The organism is Brucella anthropi ATCC 49188 (genome assembly GCF_000017405.1).
GTDB classification, from domain to species: domain Bacteria; phylum Pseudomonadota; class Alphaproteobacteria; order Rhizobiales; family Rhizobiaceae; genus Brucella; species Brucella anthropi.
The window spans coordinates 284,744-307,016 of the sequence record NC_009668.1 but is presented as its reverse complement, the minus strand read 5'-3'; the positions used below and the strand labels follow the sequence as shown (position 1 = coordinate 307,016).

The window sequence follows — 22,273 nt, the reverse complement described above, 5'->3', positions numbered from 1 at the left end:
CATCGCATCTTTCCGGTCGCGCGACCGATCAGAAAGATTGTGTTTGAAACTTCTCATTCAGCTTGCGCAGCACTTCCATGGCGATGTCGACCGCATCGGAATCGAAATCACCGAGGAAAATGGCGCGAAGACGGGCAGCAGACTTTTCCACCTTGGCGGCAAGGGCGCGACCGTCCTCTGTCAGTTGAATGAGCTTGACGCGACGATCAGCATCGTCGGCAACCCGCTGGATCAGGCCATCCTTCTCCAACTCGTCGACAACCCGGACAATCGTTGCTCCCTCGATACCGACCCGTTCGGCCAGCACACCTTGGGGAATACGATCTCCGTGCCGCAACAGGATCATCAGCGGTATGGCTTTCGCGTCGGAAAGACCATGTTCCGCCATCGCTGCATCGAAAGCTTTCCGCCATCCTCTGGCGGTGCTTGCAAGAAGCGGTGCGAATTCGACCCAAGTTTGTTTCATCACATCAATTCCATTCAAATAGATAGCTTCATACCTATATGGATACAATCTAATTAAATGCAACTGCCATGATATTTCCCATCAATTGTTTGTGTAGGAATGCTAATTAATTGTCTCTTGATGCATTACCAAAGCGCTTGACCGCCGCCCCTGCCCTCTGCCATCGATGCTGTCATGCGCGCAAACTACAAAATGCAGAGACTATACGTTGAAAACGACCTCGACGACGGCGACCAGATTGAGGTCGCCCCGCAGGCCGCACATTATCTCACCCACGTCCTGCGCTTGAAAGATGGCGATGAAATTCTCGCATTCAATGGACGCCACGGCGAATGGAAATCACGGCTGAAGCCGGAGGGTAAAAAGCGTCTGTTTCTCATGCCCTTCGAACAGACGCGTCCGCAGCCTTTAGCGAGTGATCTTGTTTATTGCTTCGCCCCTCTGAAACAGGGGCGGCTGGACTATATGGTCCAGAAAGCTGTCGAGATGGGCGCAGGTATACTGCAACCTGTCATCACACAGCACACTCAGGTACCAAGGCTGGGGGCCGATCGCATCAAGGCCAATGCGATAGAAGCTGCGGAACAGTGCGGCGTACTTTCCATACCGGAATGTTGTGAGGCCATTCGCTTTGACCGCTTCATTGAGCAATGGGACAAATCCCGACATTTGATCTTCTGCGATGAAGGGTACGAATCGGACGATCCGTTGACCATTTTGCAGAAAATGGCGCCCGGCCCTGTCGCGTTGTTGATTGGTCCCGAAGGTGGCTTCTCAGAAGACGAACGTCAAACGCTCCGAAATCTTCCCTTCGTGACAGCTATTCCGCTCGGCCCTCGAATCCTGCGTGCCGACACAGCTGCTGTCGCTGCGATGGCTCTGGTACAATCTGTGCTCGGAGACTGGCGGAATGCAGGATGACGTTCTCGAAATCTGACGTTCAATGGAATTGACTTGCGTGATTTGACAAATTTGTCCAATCACGCTGAAAAGCGAAAAATAGGCTAGGGATAGACTGCATGGCGCGCGATACAACTGACGAAACGGCACTGACGGGCGTTGAACAACTGGCGAACTATCTGGCTGGCGGATGCAAGCCCAAGGATGCCTGGCGTATCGGCACCGAGCATGAGAAATTTCCATTTTACACAGCCGATAACAGTCCCGTTCCCTATGAGGGGCCGCGCGGTATCAAAGCCATACTCGAAGGCATGCAGGCCACGCTTGGTTGGGAGCCTATTATCGATGAAGGCAATATCATCGGCTTGGTAGAGCCAACCGGACAGGGTGCCATTTCGCTGGAACCCGGAGGCCAGTTTGAGCTTTCCGGTGCACCGCTTTCCACCATTCACCAGACATGTCGTGAAGTGAATGCGCATCTGTCCCAGGTCCGCGAAATTGCCGAGCCTCTGGGCATCCAATTTTTAGGTGTTGGTGGCAGTCCAAAATGGACCTTGGCTGAAACACCTGTCATGCCGAAATCGCGTTACAAGATCATGACCAACTATATGCCAAAAGTCGGGCATGAAGGCCTGGACATGATGTACCGCACGTCGACTATTCAGGTTAATCTCGACTTCAGCTCGGAACGCGACATGCGCCGCAAGATGCAGGTTTCGATGAAGCTGCAATCTGTGGCCACCGCACTTTTCGCCAGCTCCCCATTCACCGAAGGCAAGCCAAACCACCTTTTGTCGTGGCGCTCAAATATCTGGCGCGATACCGATAACCAGCGTTCGGGCGTGCTGCCGTTCGTCTTCTCGGAGAACTTCGGTTTTGCCGATTATGTCGAATGGGCGCTTGATATACCGATGTACTTCATCCTGCGCGACGGCCATTATCACGACTGTACGCATGTCACGTTCCGTCAGTTCATGAATGGTGCGCTGAAAGGTGAAGTGAGCGACCCGGTTCCCAATATGGGCGACTGGACCAATCACCTTTCCACGCTTTTCCCCGAAGTCCGTCTGAAACGCTTCCTTGAGATGCGGGGAGCTGATGGAGGTCCGTGGCGCCGCATCTGTGCGCTTCCAGCCTACTGGGTCGGCCTGCTTTATGATGAAGAGGCTCTGACTGCTGCCGAGCTTCTCACCAAGGATTGGACTTACGAAGAGGTCCTTGCCCTTCGTAACGAGGTTCCCGCTAAAGCTTTGAACACGACATTCCGGGGCAAGCCGCTGGAACAGATCGCTCGTGAGACTTTGAAAATCTCCCGGCTCGGTCTTTTGAACCGTAGCAAGCTCAACAGCGAAGGCCATGACGAAACGCATTTCCTTGCGCCGCTTGAAGAAATCGTAGCAGCGGGCGTCACGGATGCCGAGCGCATGCTGAAGGCATATAACAGCGTATGGGCAGGGTCGGTCGATCCAATCTTTCTCGAATATGCCTATTGAGCATTGAGCCGCAAAACACATCCAACAAAAAGGGCGCGGTATCCGCGCCCTTTTCGTTTTAGTCAGCTTGTGACCTGCTGGCCTTTGCTCGGATCGGGTATCACGACAATCGTGCTGCCATCGCGTACATTATTGTAAAGATCAATCACATCTTGATTGAGCATGCGAATGCACCCCGACGACACGGCTTTACCGATGCTCCATGCTTCCGGCGATCCGTGAATGCGATAGAGCGTATCGCGCCCATCCTTGTGAATGTACATCGCTCTTGCACCCAGCGGATTCTTGATACCAGGAGGCATCCCGCCATTGGCGATGCTGTAAGGCTCCAGCGCAGGTTGACGTGCAACCATCTCATCCGGCGGCGTCCAGCGCGGCCATTGGCGCTTATAAGCGATCTTGGCGCGTCCGGCCCATGCAAAACCATCGCGCCCGACACCGATACCGTAGCGCATGGCCCGCCCATTGCCGAGTACATGGTAGAGATACTTGTTCGGCGTATCGACGATAACAGTGCCTCTGACTTCGTCCGTTGGATAATCCACTTCCTGCCGCCAGAATTTTGGATCAACCTTGCTCGTATCGACAGCCGGGATCGGGAACTGTTCTTCCGGCAGCGCCTGGTACATCAGCGGCACAGGTCGCGACGGTGCAGGTTCAGGCAGTTTTTTCACCGGTTGAGGTGGCTGTTGCGTCGTGGAAACACAGCCCGACAACGCAACCGCGCTTACACCTATAAGAAAGCCGCGACGGCTGAAAGCAGCCTTCGCAAAGCCATTTGTGAGGTCGTCCTGGGATTTTTTACGCGACATCCTGAATCTCTAACAATGACAGATGCGCGAGAAAAAGACGTCCAAGCTTAAGCCAGCCTTAAGGCCAAACAATCTCAGCAGAAAACGGAAAATACAGCGACTGACTGTTGCTAAAATAACGATCCCTGATTGCCAGAGCCGGGAGACTGAACCTTTTTTGTTTGTACAAGCTTTGCGGGCTCGCTCTCGTCCTCATCACCCGCAACGACGGCAACCTCACCGTCGCGAAACCGAATAGACAATGCATCGCCAGCCGATACGGATCCAGCCTGCTTCACCGGTTTCCCTTCTTCATCGAAGACAACCGCAAAACCGCGCTCTAGAACGCTTTCATAAGAAAGCGTGCGCATAAGACGCTCCAGTTCCTGCCCACGCCGTTTAGCTCGTTCAATGAGAAGACGGACGGCTTGATCGCGACGACGATCCAGCTGTTCTATTGCAACGCTCGTAAGTTTTGTTCGCCGCAGTATCGGCTCCGCCGAAAGGCGATTTGCCCGATGAATGAAAGCCGTTCGTCGTTCACGCAGGAATGCCTCGAGCGCACGAGGCAGTCTTTGTCCAAGAGCGGAAACATCGCGCTGCAGTTCCGTAAACCGGCGTTGAAGGAGGCGCGGCGATAACTGTCGCGCATGACCGTCAAAGTGGACCCGCTTCTTTTGCGTATTGACGAACAGAGCCCGCGTGAGGCGCGCAGCGGCTTCATCGAAACGCCGACGCGGCAAAGCCAGCAACTGGTCAGCCGACGGAAGAGCTCGCGCTGCCGAACGGTGGGCTTGCCGTTTAAGGTCGATAAAGCGGGACATGGCCGACGAAAGCCGCGCGGATTGCCCCGCCAGCGTTGCCAGCAGGTCCGCCTTTACAGGCACCGCCATTTCCGCCGCGCCTGTTGGCGTGGGAGCACGAATGTCGGCTGCAAGATCAATCAAAGTCCAGTCGGTTTCGTGGCCGACCGCAGAAATTACCGGTATATGCGATGCAGCAACGGCACGAACGACGATTTCGTCATTGAAGCCCCAAAGGTCTTCCAGACTGCCGCCACCCCGCGCAACGATCAGCACATCCGGCCTCGGAATATTCCCTTCGTCGGGCAAAGCGTTGAAACCGTCCACCGCGGCGGCCACTTCAGGTCCACTTGTCTCGCCCTGCACGCGCACGGGCCAGACAATGACATGCAGCGGATAACGATCAGCAATGCGATGGATAATATCACGAATGACGGCACCGGTCGGAGAAGTCACCACTCCGATCACACGGGGCATAAAGGGTAGAAGCTGCTTTACTGCTGGATCAAACAACCCTTCAGTAGCAAGCCGTCGCTTGCGTTCTTCCAGAAGCGCCATCAAGGCGCCAGCCCCGGCAGGCTCCATCTGTTCGATGACAATCTGGTATTTCGACGAGCCCGGATAGGTCGTGAGTTTGCCTGTAGCAATGACTTCCATCCCCTCTTCGGGACGGAAGCGGAGGCGACTCATCGAACCGCGCCAGATGACGGCTTCGAGACGCGCGCGATCATCTTTCAATGCGAAATAGGCATGCCCCGACGAATGCGGACCACGATAGCCGGAAATTTCGCCGCGCACGCGCACATGCCCGAACGTATCCTCAACCGTGCGCTTTAACGCGCCGGAAATCTCGGAAACGCTATACTCGGCAACATTAGACGATGCGCCGGTAAAACTCGAATCGGAACCCATGCTCATCCCATCATAGGCAACCAGGTGGCATGGCTGGTCAAGAAGCCATGCGGCGATTTACGGAGTCGTCACCATCCTGGCAGCAATTCGTTGGCTCGCACCCTCCTCGTACGAACCGCCGGAAACGGCGAAATTTCCGCCGAAGCCATCGCGCCGGGCTGCGGTGACGATATATTGTCTAGACTTTCAATAATATGCTGTGCAAGTGCGTCGACAACGGCATTCTGTTTTGTATGGCCGCGCATGATGCCAATGCCGAATTCCGGCAGCTTTCCAAACCCATCTGCTTCACCCAGGACCCGCATACCGGGACGCAGTGCACATTCTGGAAGAACCGAGACCGCAAGGCCGGAGAGAACCGCCGCCGCCAGAACGGTCGCTGACCAGCTTGTGATGATGATGCGATAATCTCGTCTGGCCGCTTCCAGTACATCAATGGCTGCATGTCGCCAGATACAGGTCGGGCGCCCGACAGCAAGCGGCAGGACAGCCTCTTCATGCACCGCATGATTGGCAGAAGTCACCCATAGCAGTGGTTCTGTACGAACGACCTCGGAGCGACGCTTATCATCGCACTGGGTGACAAGAGCAATATCCAGTGTTCCGCGGCGGATCATCTCGTCCAGATTGACGGTCGGTTCGCACACAACCGACAATTCGACGCGCGGGTTTGATCGCGCAAAACGCGCCATGATTTCCGGCAAAAACCGATCGGCATAATCGTCCGGCGTACCGATACGCACGTGGCCTTCCAGTTGAGTGTCATCAAACGCAGCGATGGTTTCACCATTGAGCTGCATCATGCGGCGTGCATAAAGCAGAAGCCGCTCACCCTCTTCAGTAAGACGATTGGTCCGTCCATCACGTTCAAATAACGGTTTACCAATACGCTCTTCCAGCCGGCGCATCTGCATGGAAACAGCGGATTGCGTCTTGAAAACGGCATCGGCTGCCCGCGTAAAACTGCCCGCATCCGCTATCGCTATGAAGGTCTGCAACTGATCGAGATCCAGAGGCGTGCTCATCGGCGTCATCCATCATTATTATTGAAGAATTACATTAAAAACATTCGTTGGAACAATCAATTCGATTGTTGGATAAAGCCGCCATCGTAAAGGAAAAGGAGCCGCGAAAGCGAATGACCCTGACGATAAGGATCACTTAGCCCCGCCAGATCAAAGGAGAGCGGACATGACAGCGACAAGCAAGATAACGACAACGCATTTACCTGCAATAAGCGGACAAACCTCCACGTTCGTGCAAATGGTAAAGACCGTATTTACGTCGATCATGCGTCGCTGGACGTTTTCCAATGGTCGACGGCAAGTGCTGAACCTGAGCAGCTTTGACGACCACATGCTGCGCGATATCGGACTTCGCCGTGAGGATATTTACACGGCAGCTCATTATCGCGGCACGGAAGACCCTACGCGGGTTCTGAGTGAGCTGGCAGACGCTCGGTTGCAGATCAAGGCTACACGCCTGATCTGCTGAACCAACATATCTTCGGGTAAGTAAGGCGCAGCCTTTTTGAGCCCGCAGACAAATCATCTGGCAGGCGCCACCTTCACATACCGGGTCCCCTCCCGGTCAGCCTGCCCTTTGCCCGGCCGCTCCTCCGCTGGCCGGGCTTTTTTATGCGCCGGCTTCCAGAAACCATTCCTCAGCGCATCAATTTGCAGCGACCCTATCGCATGAAATCAGCAATTGCTGGATAACTTAAATCGCTTTGATTTTTTTCGAAGAAAAGTATTGCGTTCGGTGTTTGAGTTCGCTAGATGGAAGCCGTCGCGAATGAGCTGACGCTTTATCGCGCTTGCAGGCCTCTAGATCGAAGGCATTTGCATATTCCTGCTGGGGAATAGTTTAAGGGTAGAACAGCGGACTCTGACTCCGCTAGTCTTGGTTCGAATCCAGGTTCCCCAGCCAATACTTTCTTCAAGAAAATCAATGTTATAGACAACAAGCCCGGATACTTCCTGGCTTTTTTCATGTCGCGTTTAGCGGCAACCAACTTCCAGTACCCAACTTAGATATCGTAACCCGCATTAAGAGTTTTCAAAACGGGACACATACCGGATCGAACATTACAAAAAATTCAGGTTCCACTCTTGAACTTGGCAAAACCATACACATTTGAAGAAATGCAGCGCCGGGCCCCTCTGGTCATGGCTACCGCTATGGCGATGTCGGGGCTGCTCCACTTGTTCAAATGGAGATGGTCCGGCGATGGATTCGCTTATTGTAGCCCTTTCGGGCGATTTTCTTGGCACACCTGTATATTTCTGGGCGGCGTTTATCGTCGTCGTCGTTGGCTTGCTTGTCTTCGACCTCGGCATTCTCCATCGTGACGAACACGAGATCGAAGCCAAGGAAAGCCTCCTGCTTTATGGCTTTTATGTTCTGATCGCACTCGCCTTCGGTGGCTGGGTGTGGTGGCAGCGCGGAGCGGAATCCGGCCTGGAATTTTATACCGGCTATCTGATCGAACAGAGTCTTGCGATGGACAACATGTTTGTTATCGCAACGATCTTCGGCTTTCTTGGCATTCCTCGTCTTTACCAGCATCGTGTTTTGTTCTGGGGTATTCTCGGCGTTATCGCCTTCCGGGCAATCCTGATCGGACTTGGTGCAGCCCTTGTGCACGAGTTCAACTGGATTCTGTTCCTCTTTGGCGCGTTTCTCGTTTTCACCGGCTTCAAGATGTTCGGCCATCAGGACGAGACACCCGACATCGAGCAGAACGCTGTCTTCAAGTTCCTTCGTCGCCGGTTCAATATCACCCGCGAATTGCATGGTCGCAACTTCACGGTCAAACAGCCACATCCCAAAACTGGCAAGATGGTCACCTGGTTGACCCCTTTGGCGGTCGCGCTCATCATGGTGGAAACTGTCGATCTGATCTTTGCAGTCGACTCTGTCCCCGCCGTCTTCGCAGTCACTCAGGACACGTTTATCGTCTACACTTCGAACATCTTTGCCGTTCTGGGCTTGCGCGCGCTCTATTTTGCGCTGGCTGCGGCGATGAACCGGTTCCGCTATCTACAGGTTTCGCTTGCTATCATTCTCGTACTGATCGGCATCAAGATTTTCCTTGTACCGCTGGGCGTTCACATCAACACGCTGCTGTCGCTTGTCGTAACGCTGGCTATCCTCGCAAGCGGTGTGCTTTATTCGCTGTATAAAACCCGTAACGAACCGGACATGAGCGTTGAGGACCTCGCCAAGCAGCAACATACAGAGAACTGATTGAAAGCAGTTTTGATAACAAAGGGTCGGCCATATGTGCCGACCTTTTTCATCTGATCGCAGCGTAATTTATTGAATGCACTTTCTTCGCATACCGGGCCATATCGAGCCGAAAACACCACCCTTTTGGTGAAGCTGCATCTCAACTCACAGATGATATACTAAGTTTCAATGAGCGATCATTCGAGAGCAAGTCGCGGAAGGCGAAGTTGAACTCTTTATTGCTTGGCGCACTGGTATTCTTCATCCTGATATTGGCGACTATGCTTGGCATGTTCGCTCGATCGCGTTTGCCCGAGCATCATCTCAACTCCGAGTCCAAGGATGTCATACGCCTTGCCACCGCTGTTGTCGGGACACTTTCCGCTCTCGCTCTCGGACTTCTGATTGCTTCAGCAAAATCCGATTATGACAATGCGCAAGCCGAGATGAAGACATCGGCGGCCCGTATTGTTCTCCTGGACCGGATCATGGCCCGCTATGGTCCTGAAACGGAGCATCCACGTACCGTACTCAAGCAAATAATCCAGAAACGTCTCGATCGGGCATGGAATGCCGAGCGGGCCGATGAGCTCTCCAATGGAGCTTTGCCGGAGTTCAAGGATATTGAGGATATTCAGGACAGTCTGCGCGCGTTGAACCCGAAGGACGCCGCGCAAGGCTCTCTCCAAACACGCGCGCTTGAAGTCAGCGGCATGATTGCAGAAGGTCACTGGCAATTAGTGGAAACGACAGATGAAGGGCTGCCTGTCCCATTTCTCATCGTGCTGATTTCATGGCTGGCGCTTTTATTCGCAACTTTTGGCCTACAGGCCCCGCTAAACAGCACTGTCATACTGATAATAATCGTATGCTCATTGTCCGTTGCCGGCGCGATTTTCGTGATTTCAGATATGGCGAGCCCCTATGCCGGACTGATCCACATTTCCGAAACTCCGCTTCGCACTGCACTGGATCGTCTCGGCGCACCATAATGAATTGCATTCTCTACAACGCCACGAAGTGCTGCGGCGATACCTCTCGATATTCGCGCAAAGGCACAACGAAATCCGCAGGACGGATTGGGCTCTTGAGTTCTCCCGTTTCGCTTGAAAGCTTCACCCCGCGTCGATCAGGATCAGGAACAGGAACAGCCGCCATCAGCTTGCGTGTGTAATCATGTTGAGGGTTCTCAAATACCGCCGATCTCGGTCCGATTTCTACGATCTCGCCCAGATACATGACGGCCACACGATGGCTTACACGCTCGACGACGGCCATATCGTGTGAGATGAACAGAAACGCTAGATCGAGACTTTGTTGAAGATCGAGCATGAGATTGATGACCTGCGCCTTGATCGAGACGTCGAGCGCCGACACACTCTCATCTGCCACGATGACTTTAGGTTTCAAGGCAAGCGCGCGGGCGATACAGACACGCTGCCTTTGCCCGCCAGAGAATTCATGCGGATAGCGCTTTGCCATATCAGGCGTGAGGCCAACTTTCTCCAGCATATCGGCGACAACATCCTTCGCGTCCCGCACACTCCCCAGCCGGTGTTCAATGTAGGGTTCCGCGATCGCGGCACCCACTGTCATGCGCGGGTTCAACGATGCATAGGGATCCTGAAAGATCATCTGAACCGACCGTCGCATCTCGCGCATAGCCTGTTTGTCAAGGGACAGAATGTTTCGGCCTTCAACCAGAACTTCACCGGAATCCGGTTCGCTCAGCCGCATGATGGCGCGCCCGGTCGTCGATTTCCCACACCCACTCTCACCAACCAGCGAAAGGGTTTCACCCTTGCGAAGATCGAAGGACACGTTTTCCACGGCATGAACACGCCCGCTCAGGCGAGACATAAAGCCCGAATAAATCTCGAAGCGCTTGGTAAGCCCTTTCACTTCCAACACGGGTACATCGATCTTGTCGACCGTATCCGCCACCTCGACCGGCGTTTCCGAAAGGCCAGTAGCATTGTCTACTATCGGAAACCGCAGAGGACGTTGATAGCCCTGCATTGAACCCAGTACAGGAACCGCCGACAAAAGTGCTCGCGTATAAGGATGCTGGCTCTGCCGGAAAATATCGGCAGTCTGCCCTGTCTCAACCTGCTTTCCCCGAAACATGACGACTGTGCGATCCGATATTTCGGCCACCACGCCCATGTCATGCGTGATGAAAAGAACGGACGTGCCCTCTTCTTCCTGCAATGTCTTGATAAGATCGAGTATCTGCCCCTGAATGGTCACATCCAATGCCGTTGTCGGTTCGTCGGCGATCAGCAGTTTGGGTCTCGACGCCAGAGCCATCGCGATCATGACACGCTGACGCATACCGCCTGAAAAGCGATGCGGATATTCATCGAAGCGGGAAGCAGCCGACGGGATACGGACCTTTTCAAGCAAGCGGATCGTCTCAGCGCGCGCATCTGCCTTCGACATTTGCGAATGGCAGAGCAATGCTTCCGAAATCTGGTCTCCGATTGTGAAGAGCGGGTTGAGGCTGGTCATCGGCTCCTGAAAGATCATGGAGATTTCATTGCCGCGTATCCGGCGCATTTCCTCTTCCGGGAGCGTCAGAAGCTCCCGATCTCCCAACCTGATACTGCCTTCGGTGCGGCTCGTATCCTTCTGCAGAAGCCGCATGATCGACAGCGAGGTTACGCTCTTGCCCGAGCCGGATTCCCCGACGATTGCCACCGTTTCTCCGGGGTGGACATCGAAGGAAACATCATCGACAACAGGCTTCCAGACACCATCGACCAGAAAAGAAGTGGTTAGTCCTAGAACGGATAAAACAGGTTCGTGTTTTCCAACCGTCGCTATTTTCTCAGACGTCATGATGTTCCTCCGCTTTACTCAGGCTCTTCCGAGTATCAATCCGGCCAACGCAGCAAACCGTCGAAACGATGTCTGCTTCGGTCCTCAAAAGGAGTGGCGATAATCTCATTAGACGCCCGGGCTTTATCGAGCTCCTCACCAAGACGCTGCGCAACAACGGTTTCCTGACCGGGATGAAGATTACAGGGATCGAGATAGAAATAGTTGTGCTCTACCTCATGGTCACGTGTGATGATCGGTGGGTTCCCTCGCGCAAGAGCGGTTACCAAATCCCAGGCCGTGATGTGGGCATCAGCAGCTGATACAATTACTCGCAGGCGGTCGAGCGGATTGTTGGTCGGATCTGGTTCGATCAGAGCCGTGATACCGGGGCGACCATCCAGCGTCTTCTTCCACAGTTCCAGATATCCGGTTTCCCTCTCGCGAATTCCAGCATGGTCACGCTTTTCCCACGCTTCCAGCGCTGCCATGACGCCGTAAATGCTCTCTTTGCCGACTTTCATGCCTCGCCCGATGCCAAGATTCTGCAGGAAAGCATTACGGACAAGTTCCTTCCTGCCTGCAACGATGCCAGAGGTCGGGCCGCCCAGAAACTTGTGTCCCGAATAGATTGCGATATCTGCGCCCTTTTCCAGAAACAGCTTCAGGTCATATTCAGATGCAGCGTCCACGATCACCGGCACGCCCTTGGCATGTGCGATCTCGACAAACTCGCTGAGATGGAGAAGGCCGTAGTCCACGACATGATGCGATACGACATAAACCGCCGCAGCCGTCTTTTCGGTAATCGCATGTTCCATGTGATAACGGTGGGTCGATGTTGCCTGTCCGATCAGGACGACTTTGCCTCCCGCAAGCCGGATTGCCTGATCGACCGGCGCGCCGTAGCTGACCACGTGACCGGTCTGCACCAGAACTTCGTTCTTTTCCGACGTGATATCCGGCAATCGTTCAATCGCTAGGAGGTTGTTGCCTGTCATAGCTCCGGCAACGGCAAGCGTAATGCCTGATGAGCAGGACGCGGTGACGAAGCCAGCTTCGCCACCTGTCAATCGTGCGATCACTTCGCTCGCCTTACGCTGCAGATCATTGACCTCGACGAATTGTGGCAAGATGGCCGCCATCGCCTCTACTGCCTCGGGCACAACGATGGATGCACCAAGTGATGTCATCGTACCAGAAACATTGATGACCGGTCGAAGCCCGATCTTGCGGCGAATATCATCGGTCATTTCATTTCTCCCATTTCTTTCACTGCCTCGGGCATAGACGAATATGCCATAATAATGTAATAACTTCTTGAGTTTCACATGGAGCACTTGAGTGAGCACATCATCACCCACCGTCCCCGCCGAAACGTCCCCTGCGGACGACCTTGAAAACAAGTCGACACGCCGCTCGCGCGTGAGCGGCATAGACCGCGCACTGCAAGTGATTGATTATCTTTATGAAACCGGCGCTCCAGCTGGTCCCTATGCGATTGCAAAAGCGATCAAGGCGCCTTTGTCGACAGTCTATGTGACCATCGACGATCTCGTTGAAAAGAACATGCTCGCCCGCAACGCGGATGGTGCAATCTGGCTCGGCGCGCGGCTCTACCACTACGGTCTTGCCTATGCGCGGTCGCTTGATTTCATGAGCGTCGCTACGCACGAGATGCATGATCTCTGCCGCGAAGCAAACGAAGCGGTGCAGCTTTGCGGCCGGGACGGAGATCATATGCTCGTTCTGGCCATGGCGGACGGACCAAGCCCGTTTCAGGTTGCCTCGCGTGTCGGCACAAGAGTGCCTTTGAACTGGACCGCGTCCGGACGCCTTCTGGTCGGTCATTTGGCTGCGAATGAACGGATCGAGCTTTTCAAGCGCTGCGCCCGGACTTCTCCAACCGGTCGGGCCGAAATCGACGCCACAAGTCTCTCGGAGGCTGCAGCGAAAGCCTTCGATGAGCGGCTCTCGATCCAGATTGCGGAATCCGACTATGCGGTGGCCTGTATTGCTTCCCCGATCTGCGACCGCGATGGACAATGCGTTGCGACCATTTCCATCGTGCTTCCCGAACAGAAGGTGCTTTCCGACGAAAGCCGCTACACCAGTCAGGTGCGTGCTTCGGCAGCGAAGATCGAAAAGCTGATGGGCTGGCGCAATCATTGACGCTGTCCTAGTCGTTCAGGGCGACGATCGCTTCGATTTCAACCGTGATATTGCCCGGCAATGAACCGAAGCCGACGGCTGAACGCGCATGTTGGCCGGCAGCGCCAAATACTTCGATGAAAAGATCGGAGCAGCCATTGATGACATTGGGGTGCAGTTCGAAATCTGGCACGGCATTGACCATACCCAATAGCTTCACGACCCGCTTGACACGGGAAAGGTCACCAAGCGCCTCGTGCATGACGGCCAGCAGATTGATACCCGTCAGACGTGCATCCTGATAAGCCTGATCCACGCCGATGTCGCCACCGACTTTACCCGCACGCAAATATCCGCTCTCTTCCCGCGGCCCTTGCCCGGAAAGATAGAGGATATTGCCTTCCCGAACATGCGTGACAAAATTCGCGATAGGCGGCGGCGGTGGCGGCAAAGTTATGCCAAGTGAAGCCAGCCGGTCGTAGGGAGAATGCTGTACTTCGGTCGTTTGGGGAGAATGAGACACGAATTTTCCTCATCATTTCGTCACGGGACGTTCCCGCAAATTCAATGCTGCGCCGACAGTTTCAGCGCCACGAATAGCCATGGCTATGGCGAACGAGTTTGCGCGCACGCGGTATATAGCGGCTGGCCGTAATGGCCTCGGCACCGATGACGGCGTAGCGGGGTTCAAATAGCCTGTTCAGGCGAGACACATCGCCATTGGAATCCGTCGCTTCCAAGTCGGCGTCAACCAGATCAAAGATCGTGAAATCAGCACGTTGCCCAACCGACAGCCGGTTTTCCATCGAGAGCTTGATCACCGACGCCGGATTATGTGTGACGGCTTCGATGACATTTTCAAACGGCATGTTGACCGACAGCAGTTTGGACATGGTTGTCGCCAGATCCCAAACAGGGAAGTTCATCGAATGGCCATGCAGGTCCGTCGAGATCGAAAATGGAAGGAGACCGCGTTCAATTGCCGCTTCGGCGACCTTGAACGAGAAGGATGCCCCACCATGGCCGATATCCAGCCGGATGCCCTCGCCTGAGCAGCGTTCCGCGAGATTGAAGAGATCTTCGTCTTCCATGATGCTGGAGCCGGATTTGCCGTTGAAGCAATGCGTGACCACATCGCCTGGCCCAAGGATTTCCAGAACTTCGTCATAGAGCGCCGGCGGTTCGCCCACATGCACCATCATGGGCACTTTGAGTATCTTGGCGATCTTCTTGCCAAGCTTGACCGGTGTAACGCCCCATGACCCGGTTATGACGTGACTGGCCCTAACCTTGATCCCAACAATATGCTCGCTGTTGGCTGCGTAGCATTCGAGAATACGGTCGAGATCAATGTCCTTGATGTCTCGCAGTTCCGGAACCCGGTTGCAGGCAACAAGGCCGATTGAGCCGAGGTTGAGGAAGGCTTTGATCCGTTCCTTGGACGGCTCGATGATATACTCCCGGAAGCCATGGAAATTGGCCTCTCCTGCCGAACCGGCATCGACGAGCGTCGTCACTCCTCGTTCAGCGCCGCACTCTGAAGGGCGTATCGAAATATCCGTACCGCCATGCCAGATATGGACATGCAGGTCGACCCAACCCGGCGAAATCCAGGCTCCTTTGCCATCGACACGCTCCACATCGGCTGGTGCGTTCAACGACTTGCCGATGGCGCTGATACTACCGTCTTTTCCGACCAGAATATCGGTCGTCGCGTCGGAGTGTTCCACCCCGAAGGCTACCGGTTTGACATTGGTGATAAGAAGCGGCTTCGCCTGTTCACCGGAAATCATATTACAAATCCCTTCGCAGTCTTGGATCGAGCATGTCGCGTAGTCCATCCCCCACCATCTGGAGCGAGAGGACGGAAAGAATGATGGCGAAGCCGGGGAAATAGGTCATCCAGTCGGCCTGACCGATATATTGGCGTCCTGCCGCAATCATGGTTCCCCAGGTTGGAATCTCGGGGCTAACGCCGAGACCGAGGAAGGAGAGCCCCGCTTCGGCGAGCATTGCGCTCGCAAAAAGGAAAGTGCACTGCACGATGATCGGTGAGATTAGATTTCTCAGCACGTGCCGCGTCATGATGTGGAATGTCGAAATTCCAAGCGATTGGGCCGCTTCGACATAGGGCAGCTCACGGATGACCAGCGTTGAGGCGCGCACAATGCGCGCCAGCCTCGGTGCATAAACAACAGACAGCGCAACGATGACCGTCGCCAGCGACGGGCCGAGCGCCGCGACCAGCGCAATGGCCAGCAGAATGTCGGGGAATGCCATCATCGCATCGATCAGGCGAGCGATCGGTGTATCCAGACGATGAAAGAAGCCTGCGAGCAATCCGAGCGTAACCCCTATGATCGCCGACAGGACAACGACCGCCGCGCCCACCATAAGTGACAGCCTCCCGGCATAGATCGTGCGTGAAAAGACATCGCGCCCGAACTCATCCGTACCGAACCAGAACATCTCGCTTGGTGGCTTGAGCCGGTTGACGATAGAAAGCTTCGACGGTGAATAAGGCGCGATCCAGGGTGCCAGCAGCGCGAGGATAGCGAAGACGGCAAGCACAATGATGCCTGCCGCCACCGTCTTGCGTTTGAACAGCCGACGGATGAACAAAGCGCGTTCCGAAGGGGCTTTTTGCGTGGTCGTAACAAGATCGGCCATCAGTAACGAACCCTCGGATCTACGAACAGATAGAGCATGTCGATGATGAAATTGATCAGGACATAGAGCCCCGCGATGACGAGCAGCGCGCCCTGAATTACCGGATAATCCCGTCGGAGGACCGCAGACACGACAAGATTGCCAACCCCCGGCAGGCCGAACACAGTCTCCGTCACCACAGCGCCGGAGATCAGAACAGCAGCAGTGAGACCGACGACTGTGAGGATAGGGATAAGCGCATTCTTCAATGCGTGCTTCATGATCACGCGCCGCTCGATCAACCCCTTTGCGCGCGCCGTGCGGATGTAATCGTCACCAAGAACATCAAGCATTGAGGCGCGCGTGAAACGCAGGATCAGAGCGGAGGAAACCAGCCCCAGCGCGATGGCTGGCAGGATCAGATGGTACATTCGATCGATGAAGCTCGAACCCGGCCCGCCATAGCCGGATACCGGAAACAGGTTCAGCCGGACGGCAAAAAACTGCATGAGGATGAGACCGAGCCAGAAGCTCGGTATGCTCGCTGCAAGCATAGCGACCGTTGTCGCCGCCTGATCGACAAAAGAACCACGCCGATAAGCTGCATAAACTCCAACCGGTAGCGCAATGATGCAGGCAATCAGAAGCGAAAGAACGGTCAGAAAGAAGGTCGGCTCAGCCCGGTCGAGCAATGCTGCACCAACCGGCATGTTGAGGAAGATCGACTGACCGAGATCGCCCTTCAGTAGCTGACCGATGTAGTAGAAGTATTGGATGACCAGCGACTGATCGAGTCCGAGCCGAGCGCGCAGATCGGCAATGTCCTGCGCCGATGCGTCCGGCCCAAGCATGACGGCGGCAGGATCGCCGGGCGTCACACGAACGATCACAAATACGATCGTTACGACCAGAAACATGACGACAGCCATGCCGACAAACCGCTGAAGGATGTAGCGCACCATGCGATCAGATTCTCCAGATTGAACAATTCAGCAAATGCCGACCAGACGGACGGCATTCGCCTTGCTGGAAGTTACTTCTTCAACGAAGCATTCCAGAAGTAAGGCCACGGCGCTGGCTCGACGCCCTCCAGCTTGGTGGACATCGCTGCAACGGCATTGAAGTCGCCGATCTTGATCAGGGGCAGTTCGTCATAGATGGTCTTCTGAACGTCCGCCCACAGCGCAACGCGCTTTTCCGGATTGGATTCGGACGTGAAAGCATCGACTACGGTTTTACGCGCTGGCGTGTCCCACCAACCCGGCGAGCTGGTCGACAGAGAGCCCATCAAAGCAGGCTCGGGCAGGAAGGGGCTGTGCGTTATGTAGATATCCCAGAGCTTGGGATCTGCGCGGCGCTGTGTCAGTGTCGCCCAATCGACAACCTGCAAATCCACTGTAAAACCGGCAAGTTTCAGATATTCGGCAGCCACCTGTGCCATCTTGTAATGGAACTCGTACTGGCGGCTGGTCAGAATACGCAGCGGCTCGCCGTTGTAGCCGGTCGCCTTCAATTCTTCCGCCGCAGCTTCCGGCTGGGCCACATTGTAGTTCCCTTCGACGCCAGCTTCTGTATTCCAGACAAAATTGGACGGATAGAAAGCGCCGTCCAATGCATAGAATTCCGTGCTGCCAAGTGCCGCTGCAAGCATGTCTTCCATGCTCAACGCATGTGTCACGGCCTTTCGGACCGGCAGTTTCGACGCCACACCTTCTTTGGTGTTAAAAACAAAGACAGGATAGCCGAAGGGCTTGAGAAGCAATGGCTGGGAAGCTGTGGAAGATTTGATCTTGTCAAATGATTCAACCGGAATGGAATCGACATAATCATACTGTCCGGAAACCGCTGCCTCGACACGGGTGTTAGCATCCGGGACTGACACGAAACGGATTTCGTCTAGATATTGATGGCGTGCGCCACCGTAACCATCACTCTCACCGTCGCGCGACTTGTAACCATCGAAACGCACGAGCTGAATATACTGGTCTGCCTTTCGTTCCTTGAGCATATAGGGACCGGTACCGATAAATTCATTCATCGGCTCAGCCTGCTTTTCTGACGGTATGATGATCGCCGCAGAATTGTTGAAGGCAAGCAAAGAGGTCAATGGCGCATAAGGCTGTTTGAGCGTTATGGTCACCGTAGCCGGATCGGTAGCGGCAATGTTTTCGATGAAGGCTGACGCCTGCTTTCCGCGCGAAGCCAGCTTCGTCCAGCGCTCCAGCGACGCAACCACGTCTTCCGACGTCATGTCGCTACCGTCATGGAACTTGATGCCGGAACGCAGCTTGATCGTATAGGTTTTTCCATCCGCGCTGATTTCAGGCAGGCTTTCTGCCAGCAATGGCGTCGGCTTCCATTCCTTGTCGAAGGTATAGAGCGTTTCGAAGATATGCTGCGTGACGATACCCACAAGATCGGCAGTGGATACCATCGGGTCGAGCGTCGGCGGCTCGCCAATGGTCGCGACATTGATGACACCACCCTTGTCCTGAGCCAGCGAAACGCCGGGACTGAAGATCATGGCAGAAGCCAGAAGGAGTGCTAATTTGATCCGCAAGGCAGAACCCCCATTTTTGATTTGTTCCACAATTATGTTATATAGGCTTTTATAAAAGAATAACCGAGAACTTGGAGGTGTCAATCCATCAAAGTACATCGACTGAAAATCTTCCGTCGATAACGATGGAATGCTCATACAATGTGGGCATTTCGGATTTTATGGGTGGCAGCACCAAAGCTGTGTCGATATGAGTGCGCCATGACACGCAAAGGCCAGGGCTATCTCTTCACACTTCTCGCGGTTACCATTTTTGCAACGCAGGATGGTATCTCGAAGTATCTTGGCACCCATTATTCGCCGATCCTCATAACGATGATCCGCTATTGGGTCTTTGCTGCCTTCGTTCTCCTGCTTGCAATCCGCTCCGGAGGCATTGCCAAGGCCGCAGCAACGAAACGTCCCTTTTTGCAGGTTTTTCGCGGCATCCTGCTTGCTGCTGAAATCGTTACATTCATATTCGCCCTCAGTCGCGCGGGCATGGCAACGGCACAATCGATTTTTCAGGGCGCGCCGCTATTGGTGACCATGCTCTCGGTGCCCTTCCTTGGCGAAAAGGTTGGCTGGAGACGTTGGACTGCAATTATTGTCGGGTTGATCGGTGTTCTGCTGATTATCAATCCAGTGAACGCGACATTCGACGCAAGCCTGCTTCTACCCGTGGCGGCGATGGTCATGTTCGCCGTTTACGCGGTTGCGACACGCGCCGTCAGCAAGAGCGACGATGCCATGACCAGCTTCTTCTACACTGGCATAGCAGGTGCTGTTGCCCTCACATTTGTCGGCAGTTTCTATCTCATGCCTATTGCCAGAAGCGACTGGTTTTGGATGGCAGCCCTTTGTGCCTGCGGTATAGCAAGCCATTATTTCCTCATCCGTGCCTACAACATTCTGGAGGCAGGAGAAGTACAACCGCTTACCTATCTGCAGCTCGTTATCGGCGCGTGTATCGCAGTCACAGTGTTCCACGAGCAATTGACATGGAACATCATTGCCGGTGCGGTCATCGTCGTCAGCGCCGGATTGTTCTCGGTCTTCCGCGAGCGGCAGCTTGGCAAAAGAAATCCACCCGCGCTTGGATAGGTTTCAATTCTCAATGCCTGATATACCGACGAGTCAGAGGTTTCGAGTACTTTCCGTCAAATCAGCTCCAATCACTGACCCAACGACAGGGCTCACCGGCTTGACAAATTAAACTTGATAATTTAATTCATGTTTTGACCTCTACTGGTCGCGTAGACTTCCAGCCGGCGCTTGACCTATTGAGAGCGCCGGTCTTTTTATGTCTTGTGCAAAACAAGCGCGGTCGAGTGGAACAGTCATGACGCAGCCAATAAGCTATATCGAAACCGATTGCGCGATAGCGGGTGGTGGGCCAGCAGGAATGATGCTGGGACTTTTGCTTGCACGCGCTGGTGTGAACGTGACCGTTCTCGAAAAGCATCCAGATTTTCTGCGTGATTTTCGCGGGGACACAATTCACCCGTCCACGCTTCAAGTCATGCATGAACTCGGCTTGCTGGACGGTCTTCTTGACTTGCCCCATACCAAGGCGCATCGGCTACATGCGGAAATCGGCGGCAAGGACATCACGATAGCCGATTTTTCGAGAATTCCCGCTCAGTGTCGTTTCATCGCTTTCATGCCGCAATGGGAATTTCTGGATTACATTGCACGCGAAACTGCGAAATATTCAAACTTCAGGCTCCTTATGCCTGCAAGTGTGATCAATCTGACCGAGAGGGACGGAAGTGTTACCGGCCTCGTCGCGACAACACCAGTTGAAACCATAAATATCAATGCCAAACTTGTTGTGGGTGCGGACGGAAGAAACTCCGTGGTGCGCGCAAAAGCCGGTCTGGAGGTCGAAAGTTTTGGCTCGCCAAGCGAAATTCTCTGGATGAAGCTGTCGCACGCTCCCAATGACCCACCCTATACGATGGGCCATGGCGGCCCTCGACAAGGTTTCGTCATGATTGATCGCGGTGACTACTGGCAATGCGGTTATGTACTCCGCAAACAGACCTTTGCCGAAGTCAGGCAGGGAGGACTCGATGCATTCCGCAAGGCAGTTGCAGAAGTCTCTCCATTGCCTCCTGACCGAATGAACGAAATAGGCACATGGGATGACATTCATCTCTTGAGCGTACGCATCGACCGACTTAAAACGTGGTGGAAACCGGGGCTTCTGTGTATCGGCGATGCCGCCCATGCCATGTCGCCAATTGGTGGCTTTGGGGTCAATCTCGCCATTCAGGATGCCGTTGCAGCAGCCAATATTCTGGCCGCACCGCTTAAGGATAACCAAACTTTGGAACCGTATCTCCAAGCAGTCGAAGCCCGACGTCGCTTTCCCACAAAGGCAACGCAGAAACTGCAACTGATGATGCGCAGTGATCGTCGCAAGCGTGAAACAAACAATACCAGACGCGATGGGCCACCCACCTTTATGCGTCACCTCGCACGCTGGCCCATTCTTGCACATCTTGCGGGCAGGTTGATCGGTGTCGGCTTCCGCCCGGAACATGTCAGAAACAACTGAACGGCTGAGTTTCAGTCCATATCGTCAAGTTCGTCGTGAATACCGGCGACGATTTCCAGCCGCTGTTGCGCCGATTTCCCCGCATATGAAGCATAGGTCAGCGCCAAAAGCCGGATGGCGCTGCTGACGGCGGTATAAGATGCGCCCAATGCGATACTGTCTACATGACATGGGAGAACAACACGCGCGTAACGCTGTGCCTCAAAAACTGATCCACGATCTGTAATAGTCACGATATTCAACCGGCTCGTTGCGGCGTAGCCCAGAATTTGTTTCAGCAATGCCCGATGCGGCGGCAATGTGATCAGCAGCAACACATCCTTCGGACCAGTCATGGCCAGGTCCTCAGCCCATGACCCCTGGTTGATGCCCAGGAGCATCACGCTGTGGCGCAGCCTTGAAAACAGAAGCCGCGCGTAGCGCGCAAACCCTTCCTCGTCACCAAGCCCGATCACCCAGACACGCGGCGCTTCTGCAATAAGTTCGGCAGCTTCGCGCATCTTGTCGGAGCGAAGCGCCTCGAATGTTCGGGTTATATTGGCGATCTCCAGATCGAGATGTGCGCTGATGGTACGCACCAGCGGCACCTCTTCGTCAACCGTACTCGAATATTCAAAAGGTTCAGTGCGATTGCGCTCTTCACGCGCCTGAAGTTTCACTTCATTGAAATCGGCATAGCCCAGATGCTGAAAGAAGCGAGCTGTGGTAGCCTTGGATACGCCGGCCATCTCCGCGATTTCGGTAGCGGAATGAATCAGAATGTCGTCCTCGCGCTCGAGAACGAGCTGCGCGATTTTCTGCTCGCCTGCCGTGAGCTTTGCGTAGCGCTCCTGTATGCGCAGTACCAGACGTGAAGCCATGTGCGTTTATTCCGAATCTCTCTGTGCACTAAAAAAGCTTATCATCGCCTCTTGCAATACTGAAACATTTGTTTCATTGATAGTGAAACATTGAA

20 protein-coding genes and 1 tRNA gene are annotated in these 22,273 nt (G+C 54.4%); 9 read left to right on the top strand and 12 right to left on the bottom strand.

Annotated features, from left to right (window positions below; all coding sequences use genetic code 11):
* Positions 1 to 28 precede the first annotated feature (28 nt).
* Positions 29 to 466: a MarR family winged helix-turn-helix transcriptional regulator gene (locus OANT_RS15540; RefSeq protein ID WP_010660965.1), complete on the bottom strand. Its 438-nt coding sequence runs from the start codon at positions 464 to 466 to the stop codon at positions 29 to 31.
* A 174-nt stretch (positions 467 to 640) separates the two neighbouring features.
* Here OANT_RS15540 and OANT_RS15535 point away from each other — a divergent pair, with 174 nt between their 5' ends.
* Both OANT_RS15535 and OANT_RS15530 read left to right on the top strand, forming a co-directional pair.
* Positions 641 to 1,387 carry a 16S rRNA (uracil(1498)-N(3))-methyltransferase gene (locus tag OANT_RS15535; RefSeq protein WP_011982725.1) on the top strand — a complete coding sequence of 249 codons (747 nt, stop codon included), beginning with the start codon at positions 641 to 643 and terminating at the stop codon, positions 1,385 to 1,387.
* A 98-nt stretch (positions 1,388 to 1,485) separates the two neighbouring features.
* Positions 1,486 to 2,859: a glutamate--cysteine ligase gene (locus OANT_RS15530; protein WP_011982724.1), complete on the top strand. Its 1,374-nt coding sequence runs from the start codon at positions 1,486 to 1,488 to the stop codon at positions 2,857 to 2,859.
* A 62-nt stretch (positions 2,860 to 2,921) separates the two neighbouring features.
* Here OANT_RS15530 and OANT_RS15525 read toward each other — a convergent pair whose 3' ends face one another.
* From OANT_RS15525 to OANT_RS15515, 3 genes are all read right to left on the bottom strand, one after another.
* Positions 2,922 to 3,671, bottom strand: a complete 750-nt coding sequence (locus tag OANT_RS15525) for a L,D-transpeptidase (RefSeq protein ID WP_010660962.1) — start codon at positions 3,669 to 3,671, stop codon at positions 2,922 to 2,924.
* 110 nt (positions 3,672 to 3,781) lie between these two features.
* Complete coding sequence (xseA, locus tag OANT_RS15520; RefSeq protein WP_011982723.1) at positions 3,782 to 5,365, bottom strand: exodeoxyribonuclease VII large subunit; 1,584 nt, start codon at positions 5,363 to 5,365, stop codon at positions 3,782 to 3,784.
* A gap of 68 nt (positions 5,366 to 5,433) precedes the next feature.
* Positions 5,434 to 6,390: a LysR substrate-binding domain-containing protein gene (locus OANT_RS15515; RefSeq protein ID WP_040128448.1), complete on the bottom strand. Its 957-nt coding sequence runs from the start codon at positions 6,388 to 6,390 to the stop codon at positions 5,434 to 5,436.
* Positions 6,391 to 6,556: 166 nt separating this feature from the next.
* Between OANT_RS15515 and OANT_RS15510 the strand changes: the two genes are divergently transcribed.
* The 4 genes from OANT_RS15510 to OANT_RS15495 all read left to right on the top strand — a co-directional run bounded on the left by OANT_RS15510 (position 6,557) and on the right by OANT_RS15495 (position 9,588).
* Positions 6,557 to 6,859 carry a DUF1127 domain-containing protein gene (locus tag OANT_RS15510; protein ID WP_010660959.1) on the top strand — a complete coding sequence of 101 codons (303 nt, stop codon included), beginning with the start codon at positions 6,557 to 6,559 and terminating at the stop codon, positions 6,857 to 6,859.
* Between the two features lie 361 nt (positions 6,860 to 7,220).
* Positions 7,221 to 7,294, top strand: a tRNA-Gln gene (locus tag OANT_RS15505).
* Positions 7,295 to 7,594: 300 nt separating this feature from the next.
* Positions 7,595 to 8,614, top strand: coding sequence for a TerC family protein (locus tag OANT_RS15500; protein WP_010660957.1), 1,020 nt, complete (start codon positions 7,595 to 7,597; stop codon positions 8,612 to 8,614).
* A 209-nt stretch (positions 8,615 to 8,823) separates the two neighbouring features.
* Entirely contained in the window at positions 8,824 to 9,588 is a 765-nt protein-coding gene (locus tag OANT_RS15495) for a bestrophin-like domain (RefSeq protein WP_040128450.1), read from the top strand.
* A gap of 13 nt (positions 9,589 to 9,601) precedes the next feature.
* Here the strand turns inward: OANT_RS15495 and OANT_RS15490 are convergent, their stop codons facing one another.
* Positions 9,602 to 11,437 (bottom strand): ABC transporter ATP-binding protein, encoded by a 1,836-nt coding sequence (locus OANT_RS15490; protein ID WP_011982720.1) that lies wholly within the window; start codon positions 11,435 to 11,437, stop codon positions 9,602 to 9,604.
* 35 nt (positions 11,438 to 11,472) lie between these two features.
* Positions 11,473 to 12,669, bottom strand: coding sequence for an aminotransferase class V-fold PLP-dependent enzyme (locus OANT_RS15485; protein WP_011982719.1), 1,197 nt, complete (start codon positions 12,667 to 12,669; stop codon positions 11,473 to 11,475).
* Between the two features lie 91 nt (positions 12,670 to 12,760).
* Here OANT_RS15485 and OANT_RS15480 point away from each other — a divergent pair, with 91 nt between their 5' ends.
* Positions 12,761 to 13,588, top strand: coding sequence for an IclR family transcriptional regulator (locus OANT_RS15480; RefSeq protein WP_011982718.1), 828 nt, complete (start codon positions 12,761 to 12,763; stop codon positions 13,586 to 13,588).
* A gap of 7 nt (positions 13,589 to 13,595) precedes the next feature.
* Here the strand turns inward: OANT_RS15480 and OANT_RS15475 are convergent, their stop codons facing one another.
* From OANT_RS15475 to OANT_RS15455, 5 genes are all read right to left on the bottom strand, one after another.
* Positions 13,596 to 14,090, bottom strand: coding sequence for a RidA family protein (locus tag OANT_RS15475; protein ID WP_011982717.1), 495 nt, complete (start codon positions 14,088 to 14,090; stop codon positions 13,596 to 13,598).
* Between the two features lie 61 nt (positions 14,091 to 14,151).
* Entirely contained in the window at positions 14,152 to 15,360 is a 1,209-nt protein-coding gene (locus tag OANT_RS15470; protein ID WP_011982716.1) for an amidohydrolase/deacetylase family metallohydrolase, read from the bottom strand.
* Between the two features lies 1 nt (position 15,361).
* Positions 15,362 to 16,237: an ABC transporter permease gene (locus OANT_RS15465; protein ID WP_011982715.1), complete on the bottom strand. Its 876-nt coding sequence runs from the start codon at positions 16,235 to 16,237 to the stop codon at positions 15,362 to 15,364.
* Positions 16,237 to 17,178, bottom strand: coding sequence for an ABC transporter permease (locus OANT_RS15460; protein WP_010660949.1), 942 nt, complete (start codon positions 17,176 to 17,178; stop codon positions 16,237 to 16,239). The genes OANT_RS15465 and OANT_RS15460 overlap by 1 nt, the downstream gene beginning before the upstream one ends.
* Positions 17,179 to 17,249: 71 nt before the next feature.
* Positions 17,250 to 18,776 carry an ABC transporter substrate-binding protein gene (locus OANT_RS15455; protein WP_011982714.1) on the bottom strand — a complete coding sequence of 509 codons (1,527 nt, stop codon included), beginning with the start codon at positions 18,774 to 18,776 and terminating at the stop codon, positions 17,250 to 17,252.
* Between the two features lie 201 nt (positions 18,777 to 18,977).
* On the opposite strand from OANT_RS15455, the gene OANT_RS15450 reads away from it, so the two are divergent.
* Both OANT_RS15450 and OANT_RS15445 read left to right on the top strand, forming a co-directional pair.
* Positions 18,978 to 19,859, top strand: a complete 882-nt coding sequence (locus OANT_RS15450) for a DMT family transporter (protein WP_029928014.1) — start codon at positions 18,978 to 18,980, stop codon at positions 19,857 to 19,859.
* A 238-nt stretch (positions 19,860 to 20,097) separates the two neighbouring features.
* A complete protein-coding gene (locus tag OANT_RS15445; RefSeq protein WP_040128455.1) occupies positions 20,098 to 21,318 on the top strand; it encodes an FAD-dependent oxidoreductase in 1,221 nt (406 codons plus the stop codon).
* 11 nt (positions 21,319 to 21,329) lie between these two features.
* Here OANT_RS15445 and OANT_RS15440 read toward each other — a convergent pair whose 3' ends face one another.
* Positions 21,330 to 22,178: a MurR/RpiR family transcriptional regulator gene (locus OANT_RS15440; RefSeq protein WP_011982711.1), complete on the bottom strand. Its 849-nt coding sequence runs from the start codon at positions 22,176 to 22,178 to the stop codon at positions 21,330 to 21,332.
* Positions 22,179 to 22,273: the final 95 nt, after the last annotated feature.